The 26,060-nt window shown below is 71.5% G+C and carries 20 protein-coding genes; 2 read left to right on the plus strand and 18 right to left on the minus strand.

Going from position 1 to position 26,060, the window contains the following annotated elements; all coding sequences use genetic code 11:
• Nucleotides 1–72 precede the first annotated feature (72 nt).
• The 14 genes from Q7L65_RS24170 to Q7L65_RS24235 all read right to left on the minus strand — a co-directional run bounded on the left by Q7L65_RS24170 (nucleotide 73) and on the right by Q7L65_RS24235 (nucleotide 17,611).
• The gene (locus Q7L65_RS24170) at nucleotides 73–1,803 is read right to left on the minus strand and encodes a GMC family oxidoreductase (protein WP_304725300.1); all 1,731 of its coding nucleotides are present in this window, start codon (nucleotides 1,801–1,803) and stop codon (nucleotides 73–75) included.
• Nucleotides 1,800–2,402: a gluconate 2-dehydrogenase subunit 3 family protein gene (locus Q7L65_RS24175; RefSeq protein WP_304725303.1), complete on the minus strand. Its 603-nt coding sequence runs from the start codon at nucleotides 2,400–2,402 to the stop codon at nucleotides 1,800–1,802. The genes Q7L65_RS24170 and Q7L65_RS24175 overlap by 4 nt, the downstream gene beginning before the upstream one ends.
• Complete coding sequence (locus Q7L65_RS24180; RefSeq protein WP_304725304.1) at nucleotides 2,402–3,985, minus strand: GMC family oxidoreductase; 1,584 nt, start codon at nucleotides 3,983–3,985, stop codon at nucleotides 2,402–2,404. The genes Q7L65_RS24175 and Q7L65_RS24180 overlap by 1 nt, the downstream gene beginning before the upstream one ends.
• A 41-nt stretch (nucleotides 3,986–4,026) precedes the next feature.
• On the minus strand, nucleotides 4,027–5,124 hold the full coding sequence (locus Q7L65_RS24185; protein WP_304725307.1) for an alanine racemase: 1,098 nt from the start codon (nucleotides 5,122–5,124) through the stop codon (nucleotides 4,027–4,029).
• A gap of 4 nt (nucleotides 5,125–5,128) precedes the next feature.
• Complete coding sequence (locus tag Q7L65_RS24190; RefSeq protein ID WP_304725309.1) at nucleotides 5,129–6,337, minus strand: Xaa-Pro peptidase family protein; 1,209 nt, start codon at nucleotides 6,335–6,337, stop codon at nucleotides 5,129–5,131.
• Nucleotides 6,338–7,063, minus strand: coding sequence for a FadR/GntR family transcriptional regulator (locus Q7L65_RS24195; protein WP_304725311.1), 726 nt, complete (start codon nucleotides 7,061–7,063; stop codon nucleotides 6,338–6,340).
• Nucleotides 7,064–7,111: 48 nt separating this feature from the next.
• Nucleotides 7,112–7,978 carry an NAD(P)-dependent oxidoreductase gene (locus tag Q7L65_RS24200; RefSeq protein WP_304725313.1) on the minus strand — a complete coding sequence of 289 codons (867 nt, stop codon included), beginning with the start codon at nucleotides 7,976–7,978 and terminating at the stop codon, nucleotides 7,112–7,114.
• Between the two features lie 42 nt (nucleotides 7,979–8,020).
• Nucleotides 8,021–9,100 (minus strand): alanine racemase, encoded by a 1,080-nt coding sequence (locus tag Q7L65_RS24205; RefSeq protein ID WP_304725315.1) that lies wholly within the window; start codon nucleotides 9,098–9,100, stop codon nucleotides 8,021–8,023.
• Entirely contained in the window at nucleotides 9,097–10,683 is a 1,587-nt protein-coding gene (locus Q7L65_RS24210) for an amidohydrolase family protein (RefSeq protein ID WP_304725318.1), read from the minus strand. The genes Q7L65_RS24205 and Q7L65_RS24210 overlap by 4 nt, the downstream gene beginning before the upstream one ends.
• Nucleotides 10,673–12,658: an FAD-dependent oxidoreductase gene (locus tag Q7L65_RS24215; protein ID WP_304725320.1), complete on the minus strand. Its 1,986-nt coding sequence runs from the start codon at nucleotides 12,656–12,658 to the stop codon at nucleotides 10,673–10,675. The genes Q7L65_RS24210 and Q7L65_RS24215 overlap by 11 nt, the downstream gene beginning before the upstream one ends.
• A 28-nt stretch (nucleotides 12,659–12,686) precedes the next feature.
• Nucleotides 12,687–14,261, minus strand: coding sequence for a sugar ABC transporter ATP-binding protein (locus Q7L65_RS24220; protein WP_304725322.1), 1,575 nt, complete (start codon nucleotides 14,259–14,261; stop codon nucleotides 12,687–12,689).
• Nucleotides 14,258–15,280, minus strand: coding sequence for an ABC transporter permease (locus Q7L65_RS24225; protein ID WP_304725324.1), 1,023 nt, complete (start codon nucleotides 15,278–15,280; stop codon nucleotides 14,258–14,260). Before Q7L65_RS24225 ends, Q7L65_RS24220 begins: the two co-directional genes overlap by 4 nt.
• 20 nt (nucleotides 15,281–15,300) lie before the next feature.
• Nucleotides 15,301–16,398, minus strand: coding sequence for a substrate-binding domain-containing protein (locus Q7L65_RS24230; protein ID WP_304725326.1), 1,098 nt, complete (start codon nucleotides 16,396–16,398; stop codon nucleotides 15,301–15,303).
• Between the two features lie 337 nt (nucleotides 16,399–16,735).
• Nucleotides 16,736–17,611: a phosphoenolpyruvate hydrolase family protein gene (locus Q7L65_RS24235; protein WP_304725327.1), complete on the minus strand. Its 876-nt coding sequence runs from the start codon at nucleotides 17,609–17,611 to the stop codon at nucleotides 16,736–16,738.
• 210 nt (nucleotides 17,612–17,821) lie between these two features.
• Between Q7L65_RS24235 and Q7L65_RS24240 the strand changes: the two genes are divergently transcribed.
• Both Q7L65_RS24240 and Q7L65_RS24245 read left to right on the plus strand, forming a co-directional pair.
• Nucleotides 17,822–19,024, plus strand: coding sequence for a Tm-1-like ATP-binding domain-containing protein (locus Q7L65_RS24240; RefSeq protein WP_304725328.1), 1,203 nt, complete (start codon nucleotides 17,822–17,824; stop codon nucleotides 19,022–19,024).
• Nucleotides 19,021–19,422, plus strand: a complete 402-nt coding sequence (locus Q7L65_RS24245; protein WP_304725331.1) for a RidA family protein — start codon at nucleotides 19,021–19,023, stop codon at nucleotides 19,420–19,422. The genes Q7L65_RS24240 and Q7L65_RS24245 overlap by 4 nt, the downstream gene beginning before the upstream one ends.
• Before the next feature lie 84 nt (nucleotides 19,423–19,506).
• On the opposite strand, the gene Q7L65_RS24250 is transcribed toward Q7L65_RS24245, so the two are convergent.
• From Q7L65_RS24250 to Q7L65_RS24265, 4 genes are all read right to left on the minus strand, one after another.
• Nucleotides 19,507–22,077, minus strand: a complete 2,571-nt coding sequence (locus tag Q7L65_RS24250) for a cation-translocating P-type ATPase (RefSeq protein WP_304725335.1) — start codon at nucleotides 22,075–22,077, stop codon at nucleotides 19,507–19,509.
• Between the two features lie 217 nt (nucleotides 22,078–22,294).
• Nucleotides 22,295–23,341, minus strand: coding sequence for a twin-arginine translocation signal domain-containing protein (locus Q7L65_RS24255; protein WP_304725337.1), 1,047 nt, complete (start codon nucleotides 23,339–23,341; stop codon nucleotides 22,295–22,297).
• A gap of 8 nt (nucleotides 23,342–23,349) precedes the next feature.
• A complete protein-coding gene (locus Q7L65_RS24260) occupies nucleotides 23,350–24,888 on the minus strand; it encodes an aldehyde dehydrogenase family protein (protein ID WP_304725338.1) in 1,539 nt (512 codons plus the stop codon).
• A 33-nt stretch (nucleotides 24,889–24,921) separates the two neighbouring features.
• Nucleotides 24,922–25,986: a zinc-dependent alcohol dehydrogenase gene (locus Q7L65_RS24265; RefSeq protein ID WP_304725339.1), complete on the minus strand. Its 1,065-nt coding sequence runs from the start codon at nucleotides 25,984–25,986 to the stop codon at nucleotides 24,922–24,924.
• Nucleotides 25,987–26,060 lie beyond the last annotated feature (74 nt).

Below are 26,060 nucleotides of genomic sequence, written 5' to 3' on the forward strand. Positions count from 1 at the left end.
TTCCCGCCACCGGCCGACGCACGCGCAGCGAACGCGTCCGGGCTCGTCCGGCCCATCGCGCGACCGCCGTGCTCACGACGGGGGCGCCGGACCCCAAGAAGTCGCGCCCTGTGCGATGTGCTCGGCGGTCAGGTACGCGAGCGCCATGATCGTGGTGGTGGGGTTGTAGCTGGGGTTGGTGGGGAACTGGCCGCCGCCGATGGCGAACAGACCGGCACACTCGTGGGTCTCACCGTGGCGGTCGACCACGGACGCCGCCGGGTCCTCGCCCATCCGGTGGGTGCCGACTTCATGGGTGGAGAGGTGCCAGGCCGGGCGCGGGGTCTCGTTCCAGAACTCGGTCATGCCCATCTCCTGACCGATCCGGCGCTTGATCCGCAGGTGGTACTCGACCGAGGCGACGTCGTGGTCAGTCCAGTCGTGGGTGATTCGCAACGCCGGTTGGCCCCACGGGTCCTCGACGTGCGGATCGAGGTCGATCGTCGCGTGCTCGGACGGGAGGCTCGCCGTCTGCGCGTACATCGCGTGCATGCGGCGGAAGTTCTGCCGCGCCCACTCCTTCATGCCTGCACCCCATGTCGGGGCGTGCGGCGGCATCGCGTGCATTCCCTCGATCGGCTGGATGTCTCCCGAGTGGCTGGTGATCGCCGAACCCCACAGCACGCCGAGGTCGTTGTCGGGAATCAGCTCCGCGTTGACGTCGTCGATCACGCTCGCCGCCGTCAACGGCCCCATGAACGAGTTCGTGTACTCGGGCATCAGGCCGGCGAACATGCCGTAGTTGTGGGTCATGAAGTACTTGCCGGTGCAGCCGTTGCCGTCCACGCCGGACACGAGCAGCAGCCGAGTGTTCTCGAGCGAGTAGCAGGCGAGCACCACGCGATCGGCCAACAGCTCGCGGCGGCGGCCGTCCGGGTCGATGTACCGGACGCCTCGCACCCGCCGTCCGTCGTCGCTGCGCAGGACCTCGATCACGCGGTGATGCGGCCGCAGGTCGAGGTTGCCCGTCATCAGGCCCTTCGGCACCGACGTGACGTGCGTGGACGTCTTCGCGTCGACGTGACACGGGTAGCCGTGGCAGAAGCCGCAGTAGGTGCAGCCGGAGCGGCCCTCGGCGAAGTCGTCGGTCGTCACGATCGCGGCCGGCTGGGGGAACGGGTGGTATCCGAGCCGACGAGCCGCCTCCACGAAGCGCTTGTCGCCGGCGCCGTTGCGCAGCGGCGGCATCGGGAAGTCCCGCGCGCGCGGCGATTCGAACGGATTGCCGCCCTCGATCGATCTGCCTCTGACGTTGCCTGCGCGACCTGAGACGCCCTGCTCCCACTCGACGCGGTCGAAGTACGGCTCCAGCTCGTCGTAGGTGATCGGCCAGTCGACCACGTCGGTGCCCTCCGGCAGCGCGCTCCTGCCCCAGCGCGCGACGAGCTCGGTGCGCATGCGGAAGTCTGCCGCCCGCAGCCGCCAGGAGGCGCCGCCCCAGTGGACGGTGCCTCCGCCCGTGCCCAGCGACGGCGGCAGATGCAGCGGCTCGTCGACCGCGAGCGGCCCGACCGCCCACGGCAGCACCGTCGCTCTGGAGCGGGCGTCAGGGCGCCAGGTGATCGGGTCACGGCCCATGTGCGGGACGATCTCCTTGCGGACGTAGTACTTGATCTCGTCGTGCTTGAAGCGCACGTCGTCGCCGTCGTATGCCGGGCCTTTGTCGAACCCGACGACCTTGGCGCCGGCGCTTGCCAGCTCGGCTGCGACGATCGCGCCCGAGGCGCCCATCCCGACCACGATCGCGTCGATCTGCTCGCTCATCGCGCATGCTCCTGCCCGCGCTCGGCATGCTCGCGGCGCAGGTCCGCCAGCGTCTTGACCGGCAGGTCGAGGGCGTCGAACCCGTACGTGCCGTGCTGGCCCTCGCCGTAGCCCCAGTACGCGCCGGGGAAGCCGAGCAGCCGCCAGCCGAGGCCGTCGCGGTTGCCGCCGTAGACCGGGTCGCAGAAGGTCCCCTGGATCACGTGCTCGCGCACGACCGCGAAGAAGTACGCCAGCCGCGCCTGGCGCGCGTCGCCGGTCGCCGCCTGCGGCCGCTGCGCCGCGAGCGGATCGCAGAGCACGGTCAGCAGTTCATCCTGCTGGGTCTCGCTCAGCTTCGCGAACGGCGCGTCGCTGCGCTCGATCGCAAACGCGTCGAGCTCCTCGCAGCCGCGCCGGTAGAGCTCGCGGAGGTTGGCGTAGGCGCCCGTCAGCGCACGGTCGACGTAGACGACCGCACCGGCCTCGCGCGCGCCCGGGTCGTGCTCGTCGCCGGGCAGGATGCGGCCGGCGAGCGCGTCGACCGTCGCCGCCTCACGGTGGTTGAGGCAGGTCAGCACCGTGAGCGCCAGCAGCACGCCCTGCGCATCGACCGCCATCAGGCGCCGGCCCGGTCCGCCGCCGTCGGCGCGAGCGTCCTGCCGAGCGCGAAGTCCGCCGCGCGCTCGCCGATCATCACGATCGTGGCGTTCGGGTTGCCGCGGATCATGTGCGGCAGCACCGAGCCGTCGGCCACGCGCAGCCCCTCGCAGCCGAACACGCGCAGCTCGTCGTCGACGACGCGGCCGATCGCGCACGTCGAGGTGGGATGGAACCAGCCCATCCCTCTGCGCTCGATGTGCTCGAGCAGGTCCTCGTCGCTGTCGGATCTGGGATAGACGAGCCGCTCGGTCTCGTAGTCCTTGATCGGCGCGTGGTCGGCGATCTCCATCGCGATCCGCATCCCGGCGACCTGCACGCGGCGGTCGTGCTCGGTTTGGAAGTGGTTGTGCACGATCCGCGGCTTGGCGAGCGGATTGGACGAGCGCAGCGCGACCGTGCCCGTGCTGGTCGGCCGTGTGACCTCGCTGATGTAGGTGTAGGCCGGCTGGGTCATCGCGCCGACGCCGTCGCCGGCCAGCATCACCGGCGCGACGATGATCTGCACGTCGGGCACCGGCTCCGACGGGGCCGTGCGGAAGAAGCCGCCGGCTTCGACGACGTTGGACGACAGCCGGCCGCCGCCGTCGCGCTCGTAGCGCTCCCAATCCTCGGCGCTGCCGATCCCGAGCAGGCTCTCGCCGGTCACGCCGACGATGAACGGCGTCCCGGGGTGGTCCATCAGGTTGGCGCCGACGGGCAGCTCCTCGCGCAGCTCGATTCCCATCTCGCGCAGGTGGGCGGCCGGGCCGATGCCCGAGAGCATCAGCAGCTGCGGCGTGTTGTACGCGCCGGCGGCGAGGATCACCTCCGTGCCGGCGTGCAGCTGCTGCACCGTCCCGTCCCGGAGCAGCACCTCGACGCCGACCGCGCGACGGCCCTCGAACAGGATCCGCGTCGTCTGGGCGTGGGTCAGCAGCTCGAAGTTGGGGCGCTCCAGCGCCGGGCGCACGTAGGCGTCGGCGGTCGACCAGCGCTTGCCGTCCCGCTGGTTGAGCTGCCAGAAGCCGACGCCCTCGCGCTCGGGGCCGTTGAAGTCGTCGAGGCGGTGGTGGCCGGCGACCTGCGCGGCCTGCACCCATGCCTCGGTCAGCTTGTTGGTCGAGACGCGGTCGGAGACGACGAGCGGACCGGTGCTGCCGTGCACGCCGGACTCGAAGCGGACGTTGCCCTCGGCGCGCTTGTAGTAGGGCAGCACGTCCTCCCACGACCAGCCGCGCAGGCCGGCGGCCGTCCACTCCTCGAAGTCGAGCGGCATGGCGCGCACGTAGAGCATGGCGTTCATCGAGGAGGTGCCGCCGAGCACCTTGCCGCGCGGGTAGGGGAGACGGCGGCCGCCGAGGAAGGGCTCGGGCTCCGACCAATACTCCCAGTCGCCCGGGGTCGCGTACTGCCCGCTCCAGAGCGACGGGATCTTGTACTCGTTGCCCGCGTCCTGTCCGCCGGCCTCGACCAGCAAGACCCGTGCGGACGTCTCCTCGCTCAGGCGCCCGGCGGCTGCGGCGCCGCCCGAACCGGCGCCGACGACGATGTAATCGTGCATCTGACGTGCTCCTCGTGTGGCGGGTGTTGTCTCGTTCTCGATCACGACATGCAGCCCCGGGCGTCGACGGTCCAGCGCTGCACCGTGCGCCCGTCGCGTTGCACGTCGGCCTCCGCGAAGGCGTTGACGACCGGGCACGCATGGTTGGGGATGATCGTGAGCTGCTCGCCGACGGCGATCGGCTCGCCCTCCGCGACCTGCAGCCAGCCGTGCTCCTCCGACAGCGCGACGAGCGTGATCCCAGGCCGCTCGGCGACCACGCCGAAGCCGGTCGTCGTCTGCGTCCCGTGCGCGCCACGGTCGAGCGTCAGCGCCTTGGAGCCGGCGTCGACGATCGCGCGCTGGGGCGTCGGCGTGCTGACGACCGTCGTCAGCACCGAGAGCGCGCAGCGCGCGGCCGGCGCGACGCCGAGAGCGAGTTGGTTGGCGTCGTTGAAGACGTAGTTGCCGGGGCGGACCTCGGTCAGGCCGGGCACGCTCAGCGTGCCGGCGACGCCGGGGGTCGAGCCGGTGCTGACGATCTCGACCGCGTGCCCGTCCGCTCGCAGCGCGCCGGCGACCGCGACGAGCCGCTGCGCCTCGTCGCGCGCGACCGCCGCGCGCTGCTCGGGGTCGGGTACGCCGTAGGTCGCGCCCTCGTGGCTGCAGACGCCGCGCAGTCGCAGCGACGGCAACGTCGCGACAGCGGCTGCGAGCGTGCGTGCGCTCGGTTCGTCCACGCCGACGCGGTGGCTGCCTGCGTCGACCTTGATCAGCACGTCGAGCGGGTCCGGCTCGCCGGCCATCGCTTCGGCCAGCGCTCGCGCCATCGGCTCCGCGTCCACGATCGTCATCACGTGGGCGCGGCGCGTCAGCGCACGCAGTCGCGCCAGCTTCGGCGCACCGATGAGCGGATAGCAGACGAACAGCTCTGTCAGCCCGCGGTCAGCGAGCGCCTCTGCCTCCGACAGCTTGGCCGTCGTCAGCCCGAGCGCGCCCAGCGCGAGCTGGCGGCGGCCGATCTCGGCCATCTTGTGCGTCTTGACGTGCGGACGCAGCCCCAGGCCGGCGTCGCGGGTCCGCTGCGCCATCGCGCTCAGGTTGCGCTCCAGACGGCCGAGGTCGATCTGCAGGCGCGGCGTGTCGGCCAGCTCGGTCAACTGCTCACCACGTCACTTTCGGGCTCGACGTGACCTGCTCGGCACCGTCCTCGGTGACGATCAGCATGTCCTCGATGCAGACCGAGCCGATCTCGGTCGGCACGATCATCGGCTCGATGTAGAACGTCATGCCGGCACGCAGCGGGTCGGCGCCCGCCACGAAGTAGGGATCCTCGGCCAGCTCCAGGCCGCCGCCGTGGCTGGTCGTGAAGTCCCACGCGGCGAAGCCGTGATCGGCGATGACGGCCGACATCGTCTGCAGCACCACGATCGGCTCGACGCCGTCGCGCACGACCGCCAAGCCGGCCTCCTCGGCCGCCAGGCACGCCTCGAACAGCGCGACGTCCTGCGGGCGCGCTCTGCCGGGGATCCCCACGCGCGCCATGTCGGACTGGTAGCCGCGATACTTGGCGGCCATGTCGACGTTGAGGAACTCGCCCGGCTCGACGACCTTGCCGCGCAGCGCGTAGACGTTCTTCATGAAGCTGCGCTGGCCCGAGGAGATGAACGTCTGGCATCTCTCGGCGCCGGCCGCGACGGCGGCGCCGATGATCGCGCCCGCGACCTCGCTCTCGGTCACGCCCGGCTCGATTATCGCGAGGCCTGCGTCCATCGCCGCGGACGTGATGACGCCCAGCTCGCGGATCGCCTCCTGCTCGGCCGCGCTCTTGATCGCGCGCATGCCGCGCAGCAGCTTGGAGCCGTCGACCAGCACCGCGTCGGGCAGCCGCTCGCGCAGCTCAGCGTGGATCCGCATCGGCAGATGGCGCGTGTCGGCGTAGGCGACCCTCCCGCGTGCGAGGCCCCACTCGCCGATCAGGTCGGCGGCGCCCGCCACCACGGTGTGCGGGCGCTTGGTCGACTGCGCGTTGAGCAGCACGCGCACGTCTCTCATCCAGGTCGTCTGGATGTTCGAGTGCATCGGCTCGCCGTGGTAGATCGCATTCGTGATCAGCGTCGGCTCGCCCGCCTGCGGGATCAGCACGACCGTGTCGCCCCAGTAGTTGAAGAACCCGCTCAGATAGCGGACGCTGCATTCGGCGTCGCCGCCGTAGACGACCATCGCGTCGATCTGCTCGTCGGCCAGCAGGCGCTGCAGCCGGTCGATCCGCGCCCGGTACTCGGCGATCTCGAAGTCGAGCTCGAGTATCGGCTCGCGGTCCTCCCATGAGAACGGGACACGAGCATCGATGTCGCTCGCAAATGCACTCATTCAGGTGTCCTCTTTTCGTGACGGGTCCTGCTCGTTGGTGACGATCCAGGCAAAGTCGGAGATGTGCTGGCGCATGCGGGTGCGCGCGAGGTCGGGATCGCGCGCCGCGATCGCCTCGTAGATGCCCTCGAGGTCGGCCAGTCCCTTTGCGCGCGAGCTGGCCGGCACGCGTGAGAGCACGACCTCGAGGCCGCCGAGCACGCCGGCGAAGACGATCGCGGCCGCTCGATTGCCGGATGCCACCGCGACGCGCTGGTGGAAGGCGTGGTCGTCGTAGAACAACGACTCGCTCTCGTGCGCCTGGCGCAACAGCTCCTCGAGCGCCGAGAGATCCTCCGCGGTGGCGCGCTTCGCGGCCCAATACGCGTTGGCGCCTTCCAGCGACTGGCGCAGCTCGGCCAGCTCGAGCACCGAGATGTCGCCGATCTCGACGAGCAGCTCGAGCTGATCTCTGAACTGGCGTCCACCGTCCATGCGACGGACGAACGTGCCGCCGGTGCTGCCTGGCCGGACCTCGACCAACCCGGCGCGCTCGAGCACGCGGATCGCCTCCAGCACGCCGTTGCGGCTGACGCCGAACTGCGTCGCCAGCTCGCGCTGGTTGGGCAGCCGGTCGCCCGGTCTCAGCTTGCCGCTGGAGATCGATTCGCGCACCTGCTCGACGATCGACTCGAATGTTCGCACCGGTGTGATCCGGTTGTAGAGCGTCTCAGTGACCCTCGGCATCATTCCCCTTTGGTTGGCACGAGGACCGTATTGTCGTGAGGCGCTCGGTCACATGACGCGGGCCACCGCATGCAGGCCCTCCCTCCCGTAACCGCGCTCGACGAGGCGTCCGTAGAGCCCCGCCGCGCACGCCGCCAGCGGTGCCGCCGAGCCCGCGCCGGCAGCCGCCTGGGCAGCCGCCTCCAGGTCCTTGAGCGCGAGCGCCGACGTCACGCCGGGGGCGAAGTCGGCCGCCGCGATCCGCGGCCCGAACGCCTCCAGCATCGGCGATCTCGCCGTGCTGCCGATCAGCGCCGCGAGCGTCGCCTGCGGCTCCGCGCCGCAGCGCTCGGCGAGCGCGAGCCCCTCCGCGATCGAAGCGACCCCGACGATCGCGATCACGTTGCCGGCCAGCTTCACCGCCTGCCCGCAACCGTGCGGGCCGACGAGCACCACGTTGGCTCCGAACGCCTCCAGCAGCGGCAACACCCGTTCGAAGAGGTCGCGCGGCCCGCCGGCCATCACCGTCAGCGTCGCCGACTCGGCGCCTTCGCGACGGCCGCTGACGGGCGCCTCCAGGAATTCGATCCCGCGCTCGGCGAGTCGCCGCGCGCATGCGATCGCGTACTCGGGCGTCGTCGTGCTGCAGTCGACCACGACCGCGCCGGGGGCGAGCGTCTCGGCGAGGCCGTCGGGACCGAAGATCACCTGCTCGACCGCTGCGACATCCCACACCATCACGAACGCGACGTCGGCGTCGCGAGCGGCCGCCGCGGGCGTCGGCGCCAGCGTCGCACCAGCCGCGACGACGTCCTGAGCCTTGCGCGGGCTGCGGTTCCAGGCCGCGACCCTGTGGCCCGCAGCGAGCACGTGCGCCGCCATCGGCTCGCCCATCTCACCCAGGCCGCACCAGGCGACGTTGACGGCTTCGTTCATCGTTGCTGCTCCTCGAGCTCTGTTCGGCAGGTCGGCATCGCGTCAGGCTCCGATCGGCAGCGTGCCGTGGTCGTGACCGTCGTCGGTCACGACGACGAAGCGCCGATGCAGGCAGACGGTCGTGTCGGAGTGGCTCGGGACGAGCGCCACCAGATCGCCCGTCCTGAGCGCGTGGGCGCCGCCGGCGACGCGCCCGTGCTCGTCGCCGGCGGGCGTGTAGGCCGCGCCCGGCGGGAATGCGACGGCGGCGGGACCCAGGTCTCCGCTGACCGCTTTGACACCGGCGTCCACGATCAGCGTTGCGTCCGGCCGCACGCCGAGCACGCTGGCGATCACGAACGCCGCCTGCTCATAGCGGTCGACGCCCGCGGCGCGGTAGGAGGCGTCGGCGAGCGCATAGGAGCCGGGCTGCACCTCGGTCGGCAGCGAGTGGTCGAGCGCGGGCTCCAGCGTTCCGGTGCCAGCGCAGGTCACGCGCTGCACCGGGTGGCCGGCCTGCTGCAGCTCGTGCACGCACGCGGCGGCCGCGTCGTAGGCCGCGTGCGCCCGCAGACGCCGCTCGGCGGCGTCGGGCAGCTGCTGCAGGTGCCCCTCGTAGGCCTGCACGCCGACCAGCTCCAGCGCCGGCGACGACGCGATCCCGGCGGCGATCGCGACGAGCTGACCGGGCGCCGCGCCGGCGCGGTCCTGCCCGGCGTCGAGCTCGATCAGCACGCCGACGCGGTTGCGAGATCCCGCGCCGGCGACTGCCAGCGCCTCGACCTGCGCGACGTCGTCGACGACGACCGAGACGGTCGCGACCGCCGCCAGCTCGAACAGCGCGCCGAGCTTTGCCGGCGCCAGCGCCGAGGTGAGATGCAGATCGGTCACGCCGCCGCCGACCATCGTCTGCGCCTCGGCGAGCGTCGCGGCGCAGACGCCGACCGCGCCGTGGCGCAGCTGCGCATGCGCGATCCAGGGGCTCTTGTGCCCCTTCACGTGCGGGCGCAGCGCGCGTCCGGCCGCGGTGCAGGCGGTCTGCATCGTCGCGAGGTTGCGCTCCAGCGCCTCCACGTTGACGACGAGCGCGGGGGTGCGCCCGCGCACGGCGGCGCCGAGCCGGTCGAGGGCCGCCGGTCTCATCTCGCGCGCAGCACCCTTCCCGGCGTGGCGCCCGTCAGCTGCGCGTCGCGCACGACCGGGACGCCGGCGACGAGCACGTCGCGCACGCCGACCGGCGCCAGCAGCGGCTCGTCGAAGGTCGCGCAGTCGGCGATCGTCACGGGGTCGAGCACGACGAGGTCGGCGACGCAGCCGGCCTCGACGCGGCCGCGATCGCTCAGCCCGAAGCGCTCCGCGGGCATGCGCGTCATCTTGTTGATCGCGGTCCCCAGCTCCAGCAGCCCGCGCTCGCGGCTGTAGCGGCCGAGCACGCGCGCGAAGCTGCCGGCCCACCGCGGGTGCGGCTTGCCGGCGAGCGGGATCCCGTCGGAGCCGACCATCGTGAGCGGGTGCGCGAGGACGCGCTCGACGTCGTCTTCGTCGAGCATGTGCAGGACCATCGTCACCTCGGCGCGGGCGTCGGCCAGCACGTCGAGCACGAGCGCGTCGGGCTCGCTTCCGGCGTCGCGCGCGAGCGCGGCGATCGAGCGGCCCTCCAGCTCCGGCGCGGAGCGGCAGCTGGAGATCACGATCCCGTCCCAGCCGGCAGCGCGCGCGTAGTTCTCCCAGCCGGGCGGTCCTTGCACGAATGCGCGCCGGATCCGCTCGCGGGCGCGCGGATCCTCGAGCCGCTGCAGCATCGCGGCGATCCCGCCGGCCTGCGCCCACGGCGGCAGGAGCGTGTACAGCAGCGTGCTCGCGGCCGTGTAGGGGTAGACGTCCAGCGTCACGTCGAGCACGGCGGCGGCGCGATCGATCTGCGCCAGCGTCTCGCGCGTGCGCCCCCAGTTCTCGCGGCCGGCGACCTTGTGGTGGGAGATGTGCAGCGGGCAGCCGCCGCCCCGGGCGATGGCGATCGCCTCCTCGATCGAGCCGGTCACCATGTCCGTCTCGCCGCGCATGTGCGTCGCGTACGGGCGTCCGTAGCGGGCCGAGACGCGCGCCAGCTCGATCAGCTCCTCGACCTGCGCGTAACGGCCGGGCGGGTAGATCAGGCCGGAGGAGAAGCCGACGACGCCCTGCTCCAGCGCCGCGTCGAGCATCCGCAGCATCCGCTCCAGCTCCTCGGCGCTCGCCGGCCGGTCGTCGAAGCCCATCACGCCGGCGCGCAGGCTGCCGTGGCCGATCAGCGGCGCGAGGTTGCCGTGCAGCCTGGCCGCCTCGGCAGCGCTCGCGTAGCCGTCGAAGTCGGTCCAGGGGATCTCGGCCGGGCCGAACAGCGTCTCGGTGTGCCGCCGGAACGAGCCGGCATGCTCGGGCAGATGGGGGAAGGGGCTGAAGCCGCAGTTGCCGCAGACCTCGGTCGTGACGCCTTGGCGCACGTCGGCGGTCGCGAGGTGCTCGCCCTCGGGACCGAAGAAGCAGGTCATGTCGGAATGCGTGTGGGCGTCGATGAAGCCCGGCGCGACCGCGAGGCCGGACGCGTCGATTCGCTGCGCCGCCTCGATCCCGTCCAGCGTGCCGACGGCTTCGATGCGCCCGTCCCGGACGGCCACGTCGGCCGGCTGGGGCCGGCCCGCGCCGTCGAAGACGAGGCCGCCGGTGATCAGCAGGTCAGATGGCACGTGCCGCCCGCTCGCCCTCGTGGATCGCCTCGAGCATCGTGCGGCTGGCGAGTGCGTCGCCGATCCGCTCCAGCTGGCCGACCCTGTCCTTGAGGTCGAAGTAGACGTCGGCGACCGGTGCGTGCCAGCCCGCGAGCACGACCGTCTCGACCCCGTCGAGCGTCTTGCTGGCGCCAGCGCTCGAGACGTGCACCAGACCGGGCTCGACGCCGACCACGTTGGTGAACGGATGCAGCTCGATCTCGCTGGAGAAGAGCCGGGGGAGCAGCTTCTGCTGCGTGAAAGCGCCGAGCTTGGCGCCGACGTAGGGGAGCGTGGTCGCGAGCTTGACGCGGTGACCTCTGCCAGCGAGCTGGAGCGCGACCGAGGCGCTCTTCCAGCTGCCCTCGCCGTCGTCGACGACGAGCACGGAGTCGCCGACCGGCGCGTCGTCCTCGAGCAGGTTCCAGACCGAGATCACGTGCTCGGAGTCGAGTCCCGGGACCTCCCAGATGCCGAACGACTTGTTGCCGATCAGCTCGCGTCTGGGTGCCGAACCGGTGGCGACGACGACCGCGTCGGGCTCCAGCGCGAGCACCGCGTCCGCGTCGGCGTCGACGCCGACGCGGACGTCCACGCCGTGCTGCTCGGCGCTGTGGCGCAGCCAGCGGATCGTCTCGCCCAGCTCCTCGCGCCCGGCGACCGACGCAGCCAGCCGCAACTGCCCGCCGAGCTGGTTGCGGCGCTCCAGCAGCGTCACGTCGAGCCCGCGGCGCGCCGCGACCTCCGCTGCCTTGAGCCCGGCCGGTCCGCCGCCGATCACGACGACGCGCTTGGCGTTGGCGGCGGGCGCGAGCGTCCCGATCCCCAGCTGCCGCTCGTTGCCCGCCGCCGGGTTGTGCACGCAGGTGATCGGCGCCGCCTTGAAGAGCATGTCGATGCAGCCCTGGTTGCACGCGATGCATCCGCGCACGTCCTCGCGGCGGTCGGCGATCAGCTTGTTGACCGTCTCGGGGTCGGAGATGTGCTGGCGCGTCATCGCGACCATGTCGACGTGTCCGCTGCGCAGCGCCTGCTCGGCGATCTCGGGGTCGTTGAGCCGCCCGACCGCGAAGATCGGCATCGCCGGGACAGCCTCCTTGATCGACGTCGCGAGGCCGAGCCAGAGCCCCCGCGGGTGCTGCATGTCGGGGATGTTCTGGCCGTCGGATCCGTACGTGCTGGCCTTCACGACCATGTAGTCGACGGTCTCGCTCGCCGCGATCCGCCGGGCGATCTCCTGCGCCTCGGGCAGCTCGATCCCGCCCGGGCTGTAGTCGTGCCCCTGGACCTGGATGCCGACGACGAAGTCGGGGCCGACCGCCGCGCGGACCGCCTCCAGCGTGCGGTGCAGCAGCCGGGTGCGGTTCTCGAGCGAGCCGCCGTACTCGTCCTCGCGTCTGTTCATGTAGGGCGAGACGAACGACGACAGCAGGTAGCCGCCGTAGCCGGAATGGATCTCGACGCCGTCCATGCCGGCCTGCTTGGCGCGCACCGCCGTCGCCGCGTGCCCCTCGACGATCGCGTCGATGTCCTCCAGCTCCATCGCCTTCGGCATCTCGCCGACGGCCGGGCACGGGATCGCGGACGGTCCCCACACCTCGCGCTTGGTCCAGAGCCCGTTCTGCTGACGACCGGAGTGGCCCAGCTGCATGAACATCTTGGTGCCGTGGCGGTGGACCTCGTCCGCGATCCGGCTCAGGCCCGGAATCACCGCGTCGGTGAAGCCGTCGACCTCGCGGGCGTTGTTGCGCGACGTCTCGTGGACGCCGGGGAAGCCCATCACGATCAGGCCGATGCCGCCCTTGGCGCGGTCGCCGTAGTAGGCGACATGCCGGTCGGAGGCGGTGCCGTCGTCGGCGGCGAAGTTGGTGACGTGCGAGGTCATCATGACCCGGTTGCGGATCGGGACGTTGCCGACCGTGATCGGCGAGAGCAGGTGCTCGTAGGTGCTCATGGCGAGAACTCTCCTTGCGCGGACGGGGTCAGCTGACCGGCTCGGTCGCCGCCACGCCGTAGCAGGCCGACAGGATCCGGTGCTCGTCGGGGTGATCGAGGTCGGCGACCAGCTCGCCCTCACGCATGACCAGCACCCGCTTGCAGAGCGTGATCACCTCTTCGATCTCGGATGAGATCACCAGCAGGCCCTTGCCCTGCTCGGCAAGCTGCTCGATCAGCTTGTAGATGTCCTGCTTGGCGCCGACGTCGACGCCCTGCGTCGGCTCGTCGAGGATCAGCAGTCTCGCGTTCGCGTTGAGCCATTTCGCCAGCAGCACCTTCTGCTGGTTGCCGCCCGACAGGGTCGAGAGCTCGCGCTCCGGGTCGGGCGGGCGCACGTCGAGCTGCTCCAGCAGCTCGCGCGTGCGCTTGCGCTCGCTGCCTCTGCGGACGACCCGCAGCAGCGGGTTGAGCAGGTAGCGCCGCAGGCTCGGCAGCGTCAGGTTCTCGCGCACGCTCATCGTCATCACGCCGCTGAGCGCGCGGCGGTCCTCGGGGAGCAGGCCGATCCCGGACGCGATCGCGTCGCTCGGGCCGCGCAGCCGCATCGCGCGGCCGTCGACCTCGATCGTGCCCGCGTCGGCCCTGTGGTCTGCGAAGATCACGTGCGCAAGCTCGCTGCGGCCGGCGCCGACGAGGCCCGTCAGCCCGACCAGCTCGCCGGCATGCAGCTCGAAGGAGACGTCCTTGACGGCATCTCGCCAGCTGACGCCGTCGAGCTTGAGGACGACTCTCTCGCCCGGCGTGTGCTCCTTGACCTCGTAGACCGCGAGGCTGCGTCCGACGATCGCCTCGACGAGCGCCTGGCGCCCCGCGAAGGCGCCGATCGGCTTCGACGCGACGCGCTCTCCGTCCTTGAGCACGGTGACGTGGTCGGCGATCTCGAAGATCTCGTTGAGCCGGTGCGAGACGTAGACGACCGCGACGCCCTGGGAAGTGACTCTGCGGATGACCTCGTAGAGGTTCTGGATCTCGGTGTCGGTGAACGAGGCGGTCGGCTCGTCGAAGACCATCAGCCGTGCGTCGGCCAGCAGCCCGCGCGCGATCGTCGCCAGGCACTGCTCTGCGATCGACAGCTCGGCGACGTCCCGGCGCAGGTCCACGTCGAGACCGACCTCGGCCGCGACCTCACGGGCGGTGGCGTGCATCGCGCGCCAGTCGACGATGCCGCGCAGCCGTCGTCGGTAGCCGAGGCCGAGCGTGATCACCTCTGCGACCGACAGCGACGGGATCACCTGCGGGTCCTGGTGGATGAACGCCAGACGCGCGTGCGCGCTGTCGCGCGGGTTGCGGATCGCCGCGTGCTCGCCATCGATCAGTATCTCGCCCGCGTCGGGAAGGTAGGCGCCGGCGAGGAGCTTGATCAGCGTGCTCTTGCCGGCGCCGTTCTCGCCCACCAGCGCGTGCACCCTGCCGCCGTGGAAGGCCACGTCCACGTCGTGCAGCGCGCGCACGCCGGGAAACGACTTCGACAATCCGCGGACCTCGACGACCGGGGCGGGGGCGGAAGCGACGTCCGCGCCGGGGCGGTCGCCGTCGCGCTGCTGCAGCGAGTCGCTCATGACCGTCTCAGCAGGCCGGAGGCGGCGACGGCGAGGATCAGCAGCACGCCCTTGACGATCGCCTGCCACTCCATCGGCACGCTCGTGAGCGTCATGCCGTTGGTCAGCAGCGCGAGCGCGAGCACGCCGACGATCGTGCCGGCGATGTTGAAGCGACCCTGGCGGAACGTCGCCGAGCCGAGGAACGCCGCGGTGAACGCGTCGAGCAGCAGCGTGCCCTCCGACTGCAGCGATCCGATGTTGGTGGTCGTCGCGATGACGACGCCGGCGACGCCGCAGCAGGTGCCCGAGACGATGAACGCGATCATCCGCGTGCGCCCGACGTTGACGCCCGACAGGCGCGCCGCGTTCGCGTTGCCGCCGACGGCGTGGATCCAGCGTCCGACGTCGGTGAGGTGGAGTATCGCCGCGAGCAGCGCGAGCACGGCGACGGCGATCAGGATCGTCGCGTTGATGCCCAGGATCTGCGTGTCGCCGAGCGAGTCGAACGACGGCGGCAGACCGGTCGAGATCGTGCCGGTCTCGGTCAGCAGCAGTCCCAGCCCGTTGAGCACGAACAGGCCCATCGCGAGCGTCGCGATGAACGCGTTGACGCGCAGCTTCGTGACGACGATGCCGTTGACGGTGCCGATCACGGAACCGAGCAGGACCGCGAAGACGAAGGAGAGGAAGACCCATCCGTGCGTGACGCCGAGCTTGGCCGCGAGGATGTCGGCGACCATCGCGGTCGCCGCGATCGAGAGGTCGAACTCGCCGACGATCAGCACGACCGTCACGCCGCCGGCGATGATCGCCAGCGTCGCGCTGTTGGTCAGCACGTTGGAGAGGTTGTTGGTGGTCAGGAAGGTCCCCGACGGGGCCCGGATCGCGAAGTACGCGATCAGGGCCGCGAAGAAGACGAGCGTGCCGTACCGCTCGAAGAAGAGCCGCCAGTCCCGGCCCGCCGCACGTGCGGGTCCGTCGGGGCGCCGCGGATCGACGGCAGCGGGCGAGGGTGTGGTGTCAGTCAGCTCGGTCATCGGACGATGGGCACGCGCGGTCAGGCGTTGGGGTCGTAGATCGGGAGGATCGTGCTGGTCGCGTACTGGCCTCTGGGCGGCAGGTTGGCCGCGGTGACGAGCACGCTGGGAACGGTCGTGACCGGGCCCAGCGACTCGCGCGAGGCGCCGTTGAAGAGCTCGTCGAGCGCTCCCACGGCAGCGCGCGACATCAACTCGCAGTCGGCGCCGTTGGTCGCCGCGAAGCCGGGGTTCTCGCGCATCAGGTCGAGCGTCTCGAGGTTGCCGTCGGAGCCCGTGACCCAGACGTCGTCGCGGCCGGACTGGTCGATCGCCTGCAGCGCACCCATCGCCGGCTCGTCCCAGCCGCACAGGACGGCCTTGAGGTCCGGGTACTTGGGCAGCATCGCGGCGACCTTCTGGCGCGCGTCGTCGATCTGGCCCGGAACGCGAACCGGGACCTTCTCGACGATTCTGACGTCGGGCGCGTAGTAGCCCAGGCCGGCCTCCCACATGATCCGGCGCTGCACGCCCGGCGTGTTGTCGTCGAAGTAGAGGACCGCGACGTCGCCCGAGTAGTCGATCCGCTGGAGCACGTACTCGAGCATCGGGCCCATCCCGATCCAGTCGCTCGGGTAGATCACGTGCTCGATCCCGTTGGTCGGCTCGTTCCAGATGCCGACGACCGGGATGCCCTGGTCGGTGGCGGCCTGCAGTCTGTTGCCGAGCGCGGCCGAGGGGCCGTTCAGGATCACCAGGCCGTCGACCTTCTTGGTGATGAAGTCCTGCGCGATCGCACCCATCTTGGTCGTGTCGCCGGCGGCGTCCACGACCTCGAACTTCCAGTCGATCTCGGGACCGATCCGGTGGAACTCCTTGATCCCGCGAGCGAGCGTGCCGACCTCCGAGACGTAGGAGACGACGCCGATCGTCTTGCCTCCTCTGATTCTCGAGAGGTCGATGTCCTTGCCCGACGGCCCGACGGGCGCGTTGTTGGTGCCGCCTCTGGCCTGACCGTCGGAGGTCGTGGTCTTCTGTGCGTCCGCGTTGCCGTCGGAGCCGCACGCGGCGAGCAGGCCGCCGCTGGCGGCGAGCCCGGCCGTGATGCCGGTCGTCGCAAGGAATCGCCGACGGCTCACGCCGGTCCTGGTGATCTCAGACTCTTCCATTACTCACAGTTCCTCTCGTGCATCCCAATGACAAATCGCACTCTCGCTCGATGAGCGAGATCAATCCCCAGCTACATCCAAGCAATGCGGTCTGTGTGAGACCGCCGGTGCGGGGTTAGTCACTGAACTAACAGTTACGGCAGCACGGACGATGACGGACCGTTACCCGTAAGTTCACTAACTGGGGCGCGCCGTCGGCCTGATTCGAACGAGCGTCGCGACCTATGGGTTCATCTCTCCACCGACCCCCTGTGACTAGGGTCAATGGTTCAACCAAGAACGACCCTACCATTCGGCCAAGGTTGCGTCAACCACTTTTTCCGGCGAGCTCCAGACGCTGCGCCTTGAAGCTCGAGATGACCGAGGAGACGGCCTGCTCGATCGGGATCCGCTCGACGCTGGAGGCCCCGACGAAGCCCTGCGCGCCGGTTTCGCGATACAGCGTCTCGACGTTCTCCGGGATGTCGAACGGGCCGCCGTGGGCGAGCACGAGAACGTCGTCGCGTCTGGCGCGCGCGGCTTCGAGCATGCCGTTGACGCCGGCGACGGCGACGTCGAGAGGTGAGACCTCGGTGAAGCCGTCCATCCCGCCGCTGGTGCCGCCGACGTGGGTCACGACGCAGTCGACGCCGGCGTCGGCCATCGCCGCAGCCTCCTCCGGCAGGAACACGTAGGACATCGTGAAAAGCCCGCGTTCACGGGCGATCGAGACCGCATCGAGCTCGCGCTGGAAGCCGAATCCGACGCCCTCGCGCATCTGGCGATTGCGGCTCTCGGGCTCGGCCATCGTGATCGTCGGGAAGTTGATGATCCCGCTGTAGCCAGCCGCCTCGACGCGGTCCAACAGGCGCGGCAACCGCACATAGTGCGGGTCGCACGCCTCGATGCCGCAGATCACGGGAGTGTCGCGGACGACGTTGAGAATCTCGTCGGCCATCCCGAGCGTGGCTTCGTTGGGCATCCCGAAGATCGTCGTCGGCAGGCCGCGCAGGCGCGAGATCCCGGTGCTGTAGACGACGATCAGATCGGCTCCGCCCGCCTCCGCCGACTTCGCCACGAGGCCGCAGCTGCTGCCGGCCGCGACGACCGGTCTGCCGTCCGCGATCGTCGCGCGCAGCCGCGCGTCGACCGTCTCGCGTCTGAAGGTCGGTGCCGGCGTCGACGCCAGCTCGTCAAGAGACATACGGATCCTTTCCGTCGAACGCGCCGGTTGCACATGTGAGCAAACACGTGTTTCGCGGTCAATGGGTTGACTCGCTCCCGGTGCCTTTGCGATGCTTATATCAGTAGCTCGCGCGACAGGAAAGTACAAGTAAATTTGTGCTCCGCGCGCGTCACTCGCTGACTTGTCGACCACGGGAGTGAAATTTTGAGGCCAGGTATCGCGGTCGTGATGGGCACCCTCGACACCAAAGGACAGGAGCTGGATTACGCGCGCACCCGCCTGCAGCAGCTGGGCTTGCAGACGCTGCTGGTCGACGTCGGCGTGATGGGCGAGCCGCTGGTCGCCGCCGACGTGACGCGCGAGGAAGTCGCCGCAGCCGCCGGCATCGAGCTGGCGAGGCTGGTCGCCGAGGGCGACCGTGGAGAGGCGGTGGAGACGATGGCGCGCGGCGCGGCGGAGGTCGCCGCGCGCCTGCACGCCGACGGCCGTCTCGCCGGCATCATGTCGCTCTGCGGCTCGGCCGGCGCGCGGATCGCGGCGACTGCGATGCGTGCGCTGCCGCTGGGCGTCCCGAAGCTGCTCGTCTCCACCGTCGTGGGCGGCGACACGCGCCCCTATATCGGCACTGCCGACATCACGATGATGTACGCCGTGCTCGACGTGTCCGGGATCAACCGGATCTCCTCGCGGATCATCACCAACGCCGCCGGCGCGCTGGCGGGCATGATCACGGTCGAGCCACCGGTCGCTGAGCACGAGGAGCGTCCGATCGTCGCGGCGACGATGTTCGGCGTCACGACGCCGTGCGTGACGCGGGCGCGCGAGCGGCTGGAGCGCGCGGGCTACGAGGTGCTCGTCTTCCACTCGATCGGGATCGGCGGCGACTCGATGGAGGCGCTGGTGCGCGACGGCCTCGTCGACGCGGTGCTCGACGTCACGACCACCGAGCTCGCGGACGAGCTGGCGGGCGGCATCTGCGCCTCGGGCCCGGGCCGCCTCGACCTGTCCGACACCGAGGTGCCGCGCGTCGTCTCGCTCGGCGCGCTGGACATGGTCAACTTCGGCCCGATCGACAGCGTTCCGTCGAGATACGCCGACCGGACCCTCTACCAGCACAACGCCGCGATCACCCTGATGCGCACATCCGCGCAGGAATGCGCCGAGCTGGGCCGGACGATCGCTCGGCGCATCAACGCCGCGAAGGGCCCGCTCGCCGTCGCGATCCCGCGCGGCGGCCTGTCGGCGATCGACGCCGAGGGTCAGCCGTTCCACTCCCCGGAGGCGAACGCGGCGCTGTTCGACGCCCTGCTGGCCGACCTGCGCCCCGACGTCGAGGTGCTCGACCTCTCGTACAACATCAACGACCCCGCTTTCGCCGACGCGATCGCAGACCTGCTGGTGGGCATGGCGAGAGCGCAGGTGCCGTCATGACCGCCCCGGGGCGGGCCGGTGCACGCGCCGCCGTCGCGACCGACGCGGCGCCCCCCGCGATCGGCCCCTACAGCCAGGCCGTGGCGCACGGCGACGTGCTGTACTGCTCCGGCGCTCTGCCGCTGGAGCTCGACGGATCGCTGCGTGCCGGAACGGCCGCCGAGCAGACGACTCGCTGCCTGCAGAACCTCGCCGCGCTCTGCGAGGCCGCCGGCGCCCCTCTCGCCGGCGCGCTGCGCCTGACCGTCTACACGACCGTGTTGGACGAGTTCGCCGACATCAACACCGCGTACGCGAGGTTCTTCGGGCAGGCTCCGCCCGCCCGCGTCACGATCGGGGTCGCCGCCCTGCCCAAGGGCGCGCTCGTGGAGATCGACGCGATCGTGGCGCTGGGCTGACGTGGCCGCCGCGCGGGCGGACGTGCGCGGCGAACTCGTTCGGAACGCCGCGTCGCTACGACGTGCCGCCCTCTTGCGGGCGGGTCATCGGTCTTCCTCGTCGCGCGCAGAGCAGCTGTCGTCGTCGCAGCATGACGCGCTCGTCTGCGCGGACGGGATCGAGGCGGCGGTGGCGCTGCCGGCGATTGGCAGTGCAACGGGCGCGGCCTGGGCGGGCTCGCCGGCCCGCGGCACCTGGACGACGGCGAGCGGGGCGGGAGCGGGCACGGCCGCCGGCGAGGGTGCGGGTGCCTGCGCCGCGCGGCGCGGCGGCGCGGTCAGGATCGGGATGCCTCGCATGCGTCCGCCGGGCGTGCCGATCAGCACGCGCAGGCCCCACAGCACGACGACGAGCGAGGCGCCGACGTCGGTCGCGACCGCGGCCCACAGCGGCAGCAGGCCGAACGCGAGCAGGCCGGCGGCGACGAGCTTGGTCGCGAGCGAGAACGCGATGTTGGCGCGGACGGTCGCGCGGGTCCAGCGCGCGAGGCCGATCAGGCCGGCGACCTTGCGCGGGTCGTCGCCCATCAGCGCGACGTCGGCGACCTCGATCGCGGTGTCGCTGCCGGCGCTGCCCATCGCGATCCCGAGCGTCGCGCTCGCGAGCGCGGGCGCGTCGTTGACGCCGTCGCCGACCATCGCGACGCCGTCGCCCAGTTCGCCGAGCAGCCGCGCCTTGTCCTCGGGCAGCGCGTCGGCGCGGACCTCGCTGATGCCGGCCTGTCGTGCGACGGCGTCTGCGCTGGCGGCGTTGTCGCCGGTGATCAGGACGGTGCGCGTGATCGCCAGGCGGGCGAGCTGCGCGGTCGCCTCGCGCGCTTCCGGGCGGGACGGGTCGGCGAGGCCGAGCACACCGATCGGCACGTCGTCGCGCGTGACGACGATTGCGGTCTGGCCGTCGTCGCGGCGGTCGGCGAGCAGGCGCTCGACGCGGGCGGTCAGGGGCGTGGGGGAGAACATCGCGGGCTTGCCGATCGCGATCTCGCTGCCGTGCACGCGGCCGGTCGCGCCGAACCCGGTGCGCGCCTGGAACTCCTCGACGTCGCCGATCGTCAGTCCGCGCTCACGGGCGGCGGCGACGATCGCGGCGGCCAGCGGGTGCTCGGAGCCGGCTTCGAGTGCGGCCGCGAGCGCCAGCACACGGTCCTCGTCGCCGTCCAGCGCGTCGAGCGCGACGAGCTGTGGGCGGCCGGCGGTGAGCGTGCCGGTCTTGTCGAACGCGACCGTCTGGATCGTCGCGGCGCGCTCAAGCTGCTCGCCGCCCTTGACCAGCACCCCGGCGGCCGACGCGCGGCCGAGCGCGGAGACGATCGTCACGGGCGTCGAGAGCACCAACGCGCAGGGGCAGGCGAGGATCAGCAGCGCGAGCGCGGAGTAGAAGCTGTCGGAGAAGCTCGTGTCGAGCAGCAGCGGCGGCAGCGCGGCGACGAGGACCGCGAGCGCGATCACGATCGGCGTGTAGATGCGCGCGAACGTGTCGACCCAGCGCTCGGACGGCGAGCGCCGGCTCTGCGCCTCGATCACGAGCTTGCCGATGCGCGCGAGCGTCGTGTCGCCCGGCGCCGAGGCGACGGTGACCAGCAGCCGGCCCTGCGCGTTGAGCGTGCCGGCGAAGACGCGGTCGCCGGGCTCCTTGTCGACCGGGACCGACTCGCCGGTGATCGGCGCCTGGTCGATCGCGGAACGTCCCTCCAGCACGGTCCCGTCGGCCGGCAGCCGCTCGCCCGGCCGGATCACGACGACGTCGCCGATCTCCAGCGCCGACGCCGCGACCTCCGTCTCACGGCCGTCGGCCGCGCGGATGCGGGCGCGCTCCGGGGCGAGCGTGACGAGCCCCGCCAGCTCGCTGCGGGCGCGCGCGACCGCGCGCCCCTCCAGCCACTCGCCGATCGAGAACAGCACGACGACGAGCGCGGCTTCCATCCACGCGCCGATCGCGATCGCGCCGATGCTCGCGACGGTCATCAGGAACTTGATCTCCGGCCGGCGCGTCGTCCACAGCGCGACCAGGCCGGAGCGCGCGATCGGACCGATCCCGACCGCGACCGCGGCGCCATAGATCCACGCTGCGGGCAGGCTGGTCGCGAGGTCCACGACCACGGCCAGCAGCAACAGCACGGAGGCGACCGCGGTCAGCACGTCCGCGCCGGCCCAGCGACGCCAGCCGTTTGTCGGTGCCGCTTCGCCCGCCTCGTCCCGGACCCTGTAGCCCAGGCGCTCGACGCGCCGCTCGACGGCAGCGCGGTCGAACCCGACCGGCTCGTGCTCGACCAGCATCTGGCCGGTCGTGAAGCTGACGTCGACGCCGGTCACCGACGGCAGCCGTCCGACGGCGTTGGAGATCGTCCGCGCGCAGTCGGCGCAGTCCATCCCGTCGACCTCGATCCGGGTGTGCACGTAGTGCTCGCAGAGCCCCTCGCGGGCTTCCTCCAACGCTTCGCGCACGCACGCCGTCGAGCAGCGCTCGGGATCGAACCCGACCACGACGCGATCCCCGGCCGACGGCGCGACCGACGCGACGCCGTCATGCCCGGCGATCGTCTCGCACAGGCGATCGGCGCACTCGCCGCACTCCTCCGGCGCCCGCAGCGGAAGCTCGACGGTCGACGTGCTCATGCGCGCCGCCAAGACGGGCTCGTCAGAACGTGCTGCGAACAGACCATGAATCCACCATGGGGCTCATCTGCGCGGATGTCAAGATGACGTGCCGAACGCGCAAAGAGGACTCATTCCCGTGATGCCCCGACGACACGATCGAGGGCGCGGCTCGCGGGCGAGACCATCGCGGCCGCGGCGGTCACAGCGGCCGCAGGCACGACGGCTCGCGCGTGGTTCATGCGATCACCTCCGCCGCCGGCCGGCGTGGGCTGAGCCGGCGTCCGTCGTCGTTGCGCGGATACCCGATGCGGAAGGCGGCCAGCGGCTCGGTCCCCGCGGGGACGAGCGCCTGGATCGCGTCGCCGAAGCGCGGCGCGAGGTCGAGCTGCCGCTCGCGGTCGGCGCGTTCGGTGATCTGGTTCATGTGCTGCAGCGAGAGGCCGTTGGCGGCGGTCCAGAGGTGGATCCGCTGCAGCAGCCGGCCGCCGGTCATGCGCTGGGCGTCGTCGCGCGCGTCGGGGACGGTCACGATGCGCGTGACGGCCGCGGCGGCGGAGACCATCAAAGCGCCGATCCGCCGAAGCTGCGCCGGCGCGCTGAACCACCGCACGCGGGCGTGCGGGAGCCCGTCGGCGAGCGCGCTCATCGCGGCGAGGTCGGCGGCCGGGACCGGCCGCCCGTCGTAGCGGCTGCGGTCGGTGTGGCGGTGCGGGATCGCGCGGTACAGGGCGCCGGCCTGGCGCGGGCCGCCGGACAGCTCGACGCGCGCGGCGTGGACGGGCTCGCCCGCCGTCGGCTGCAGGCGCAGGCGCGCGCCGTAGCCGTGCGCCGGCGCTGCCAGCAGCAGGTTCTCCAGCGCCGCGCCGAGGCCGACCTGCAGCTCGCGGCCGAACGGGTCGAGCGCGCCGGTCGGGCGATTGCGGTCGGCGAACAGGTCGATCTGGTCGTCGCTGACGCGGAACGCCCACGCCTGGCTGTTGTGCGGGTTGGGCGCGAGCACCGCGGCCGCGACGAGTGCCGCCGGCCCCTCGCCGCGCTCCCACTCGCGCCACGCGTCGTAGGCGGTGCCGTCGCCGGTCGAGAAGACGCCGTTGTCGTAGACGCGGTAGCCGACCCCGCCGGCACCGACGACGACCGCGCCCGCGCCCGCCCCGGCCCGACGCAGGAACGTGCGGCGCGAGACACCGGCGGTCGCCGGCGCCTCCTCACGCGCGAGGAGGCGCCGCTCGCGCTCGGCCGCCTCGTGCGGCCCGCCGCCCGTGACCTGTGACGAGCGGTTCATGGCACGGCTCAGAAGAGGCCCTGCGCGTGCTCGTCGTAGCTGACGAGGAGGCACTTGGTCTGCGTGTAGTAGTCGAGCATCATCTTGTGGTTCTCGCGTCCGACGCCGGAGGCCTTGTAGCCGCCGAAGGCGGCGTGGGCGGGGTAGGCGTGGTAGCAATTGGTCCAGACGCGGCCGGCCTTGATCGCGCGGCCGACGCGGAAGGCGCGGCTGCCGTCACGGGTCCAGACGCCGGCGCCGAGGCCGTAGATCGTGTCGTTGGCGATCGCGATCGCCTCCGCCTCGTCCTTGAACGTGGTGACGGCGAGCACGGGGCCGAAGATCTCCTCCTGGAAGACGCGCATGTCGTTGGTGCCCTTCAGCACCGTCGGCTGGTGGAAGTAGCCGCCGGCGAGCTCGCCCTCGAGCTGCGGACGCTCGCCGCCGATCAGCACCTCCGCGCCCTCCTCGCGGCCGATCCGCACGTAGCGCTCGACCGTCTCGCGCTGCGCGGCGGAGACCTGCGGGCCGACCTGCGTGGAGAGGTCGAGCGGGTCGCCCTGGGAGATCGCGCGGATGCGCTCCAGGCAGCGCTCCATGAAGGCGTCGTAGATCGACTCCTGCACGAGCGCGCGCGACGGGCAGGTGCAGACCTCGCCCTTGTTGAACGCGTACAGCACGAGCCCCTCGATCGCCTTGTCGAAGAAGGCGTCGTCGCGGTCCATCACGTCGGCGAAGAAGATGTTCGGCGACTTGCCGCCCAGCTCTGTCGTCGAGGGGATGATCCGCTCGGCGGCGTAATGCATGATCTGGCGCCCGACGTCGGTCGAGCCGGTGAAGGCGATCTTCGCGATCCGCTCGTTGGTCGCGAGCGCCTCGCCGATCTGGCCGCCCGGTCCGTTGACGACGTTCAGCACGCCGGGCGGGACGATCTCGCCGATCACGCGCATCAGCTCGAGGATCGACCACGGCGTCGGGCTCGCCGGCTTCACGACGGTGCAGTTGCCGGCCGCCAGCGCCGGGGCGATCTTCCACGCCGCCATCAGCAGCGGGAAGTTGAACGGGATGATCTGCCCGACGACGCCGAGCGGCTCCTTGAAGTGGTACGCGTACGTGCTCGCGTCGATCTCGGAGATCGCGCCCTCCTCGGCGCGGATCACGCCGGCGAAGTAGCGGAAGTGGTCGATCGCCAACGGCAGGTCGGCGCCGATCGTCTCGCGCACCGGCTTGCCGTTGTCCCACGTCTCCGCGACCGCGAGTCGCTCGAGGTTCGCCTCCATCGCGTCGGCGACGGCGTTGAGGACGGCGGCGCGCTCGGCCGGCGAGCGCAGCGCCCAGGCGTCCTTGGCCGCGTGGGCGGCGTCGAGCGCCAGCTCGATGTCGGCCGGTGTCGAGTCGGCGACCTCGCAGAAGACCTCGCCGGTGACCGGCGTGCGGTTGGCGCGGTAGCGGCCCTCGACGGGCGCGACCCATTCGCCGCCGATGAAGTTGTCGTAGCGCGCCTGCAACTCGACGAGGCTGCCGGGGTTGCCGGGCGCCGCGAACGCGGTCTTTTCGATCGTTGCCATGGTTGATTCCTCCGGAGTGGGTGAGGGCGGGCGTCAGACCGACGCGGTCGCGGTCGCCGTCGTGACCGTCGACACCTGCGGCTGCATGCGGAAGACGAGACGCGGGGATTCGGCGGTGCCGTCGAGCACCTGGGCGATCGCCTCGTTGACGTCTTCGAGGTCGCGCTCGGCGCGCTCGACGCGCGTGAGGCCGCGGGCGTGCAGCGCGAAGACCTCTTCGAGGTCGCGGTGGGTGCCGACGATCGATCCCTTCAGCGTGAGGCCGCCGAGGACGGTCTCGAAGATCGGCAGCTGCATCTCGTTGTGAGCCGGGAGGCCGACGCAGACGAGCGTGCCGCCGCGCGCGAGCGAGCGGTGCGCCTGCTCGAAGGCGGACGGGTTGACGGCGGTCGAGATCGCGACATCGGCGCCGCCGAGGCGCTCGATCGCGGCGACGGGATCTTGCTCGGCGGCGTTCACGAGGTGGGTGGCGCCGACCGCCTGGGCGCTGTGCAGGCGCTGGTTGTTGACGTCGACGGCGACGACCTCCGCGCCGAGGATGCGGGCGTACTGGATCGCGAGGTGGCCGAGGCCGCCGGCGCCGAAGACGGCGACGACGTCGGAGGAGCGCGCGCCGGATACCTTGACGGCCTTGTAGGTCGTGACGCCGGCGCAGGTGAGCGGCGCGGCGTCGAGCGGATCGATCGCCTCGGGGACGCGCACGACGTGGCGGGCGTAGCCGAGCGCGTAGTCGGCGAAGCCGCCGTTGATCGAGTAGCCGGTGTTCTGCTGCTCAGGGCAGAGCGTCTCGCGGCCGCTGTTGCAGTAGCGGCAGCTGCCGCAGGCGTAGCCCAACCACGGGATCGCGACGCGCATGCCGGCTTCGAGGCCGTGCATGTTGCCGGCGCCGAGCTGCTCGATGCGCCCGACGCCCTCGTGGCCGGGGATGAACGGCGGCGCCGGCTTGACCGGCCACTCGCCGCGCGCGGCGTGGATGTCGGTATGGCACAGCCCCGACGCCTCGATCCGCACGAGCACCTGATCGGTGCCGGGTGTGGGCGTGGGGACCTCGTCGATCGACAGCGGCTGATCGAAGGCATGGACGACGGCGGCGCGCATTTCGGGGCTCCTCGGTGGCGGAACGGGTGACATGAGCACCGTCCCACCGCGCCGCGCGGCGGTCATCCGGGGCC

It is taken from the genome of Conexibacter sp. CPCC 206217 (assembly GCF_030646165.1).
Lineage (GTDB): Bacteria > Actinomycetota > Thermoleophilia > Solirubrobacterales > Solirubrobacteraceae > Conexibacter.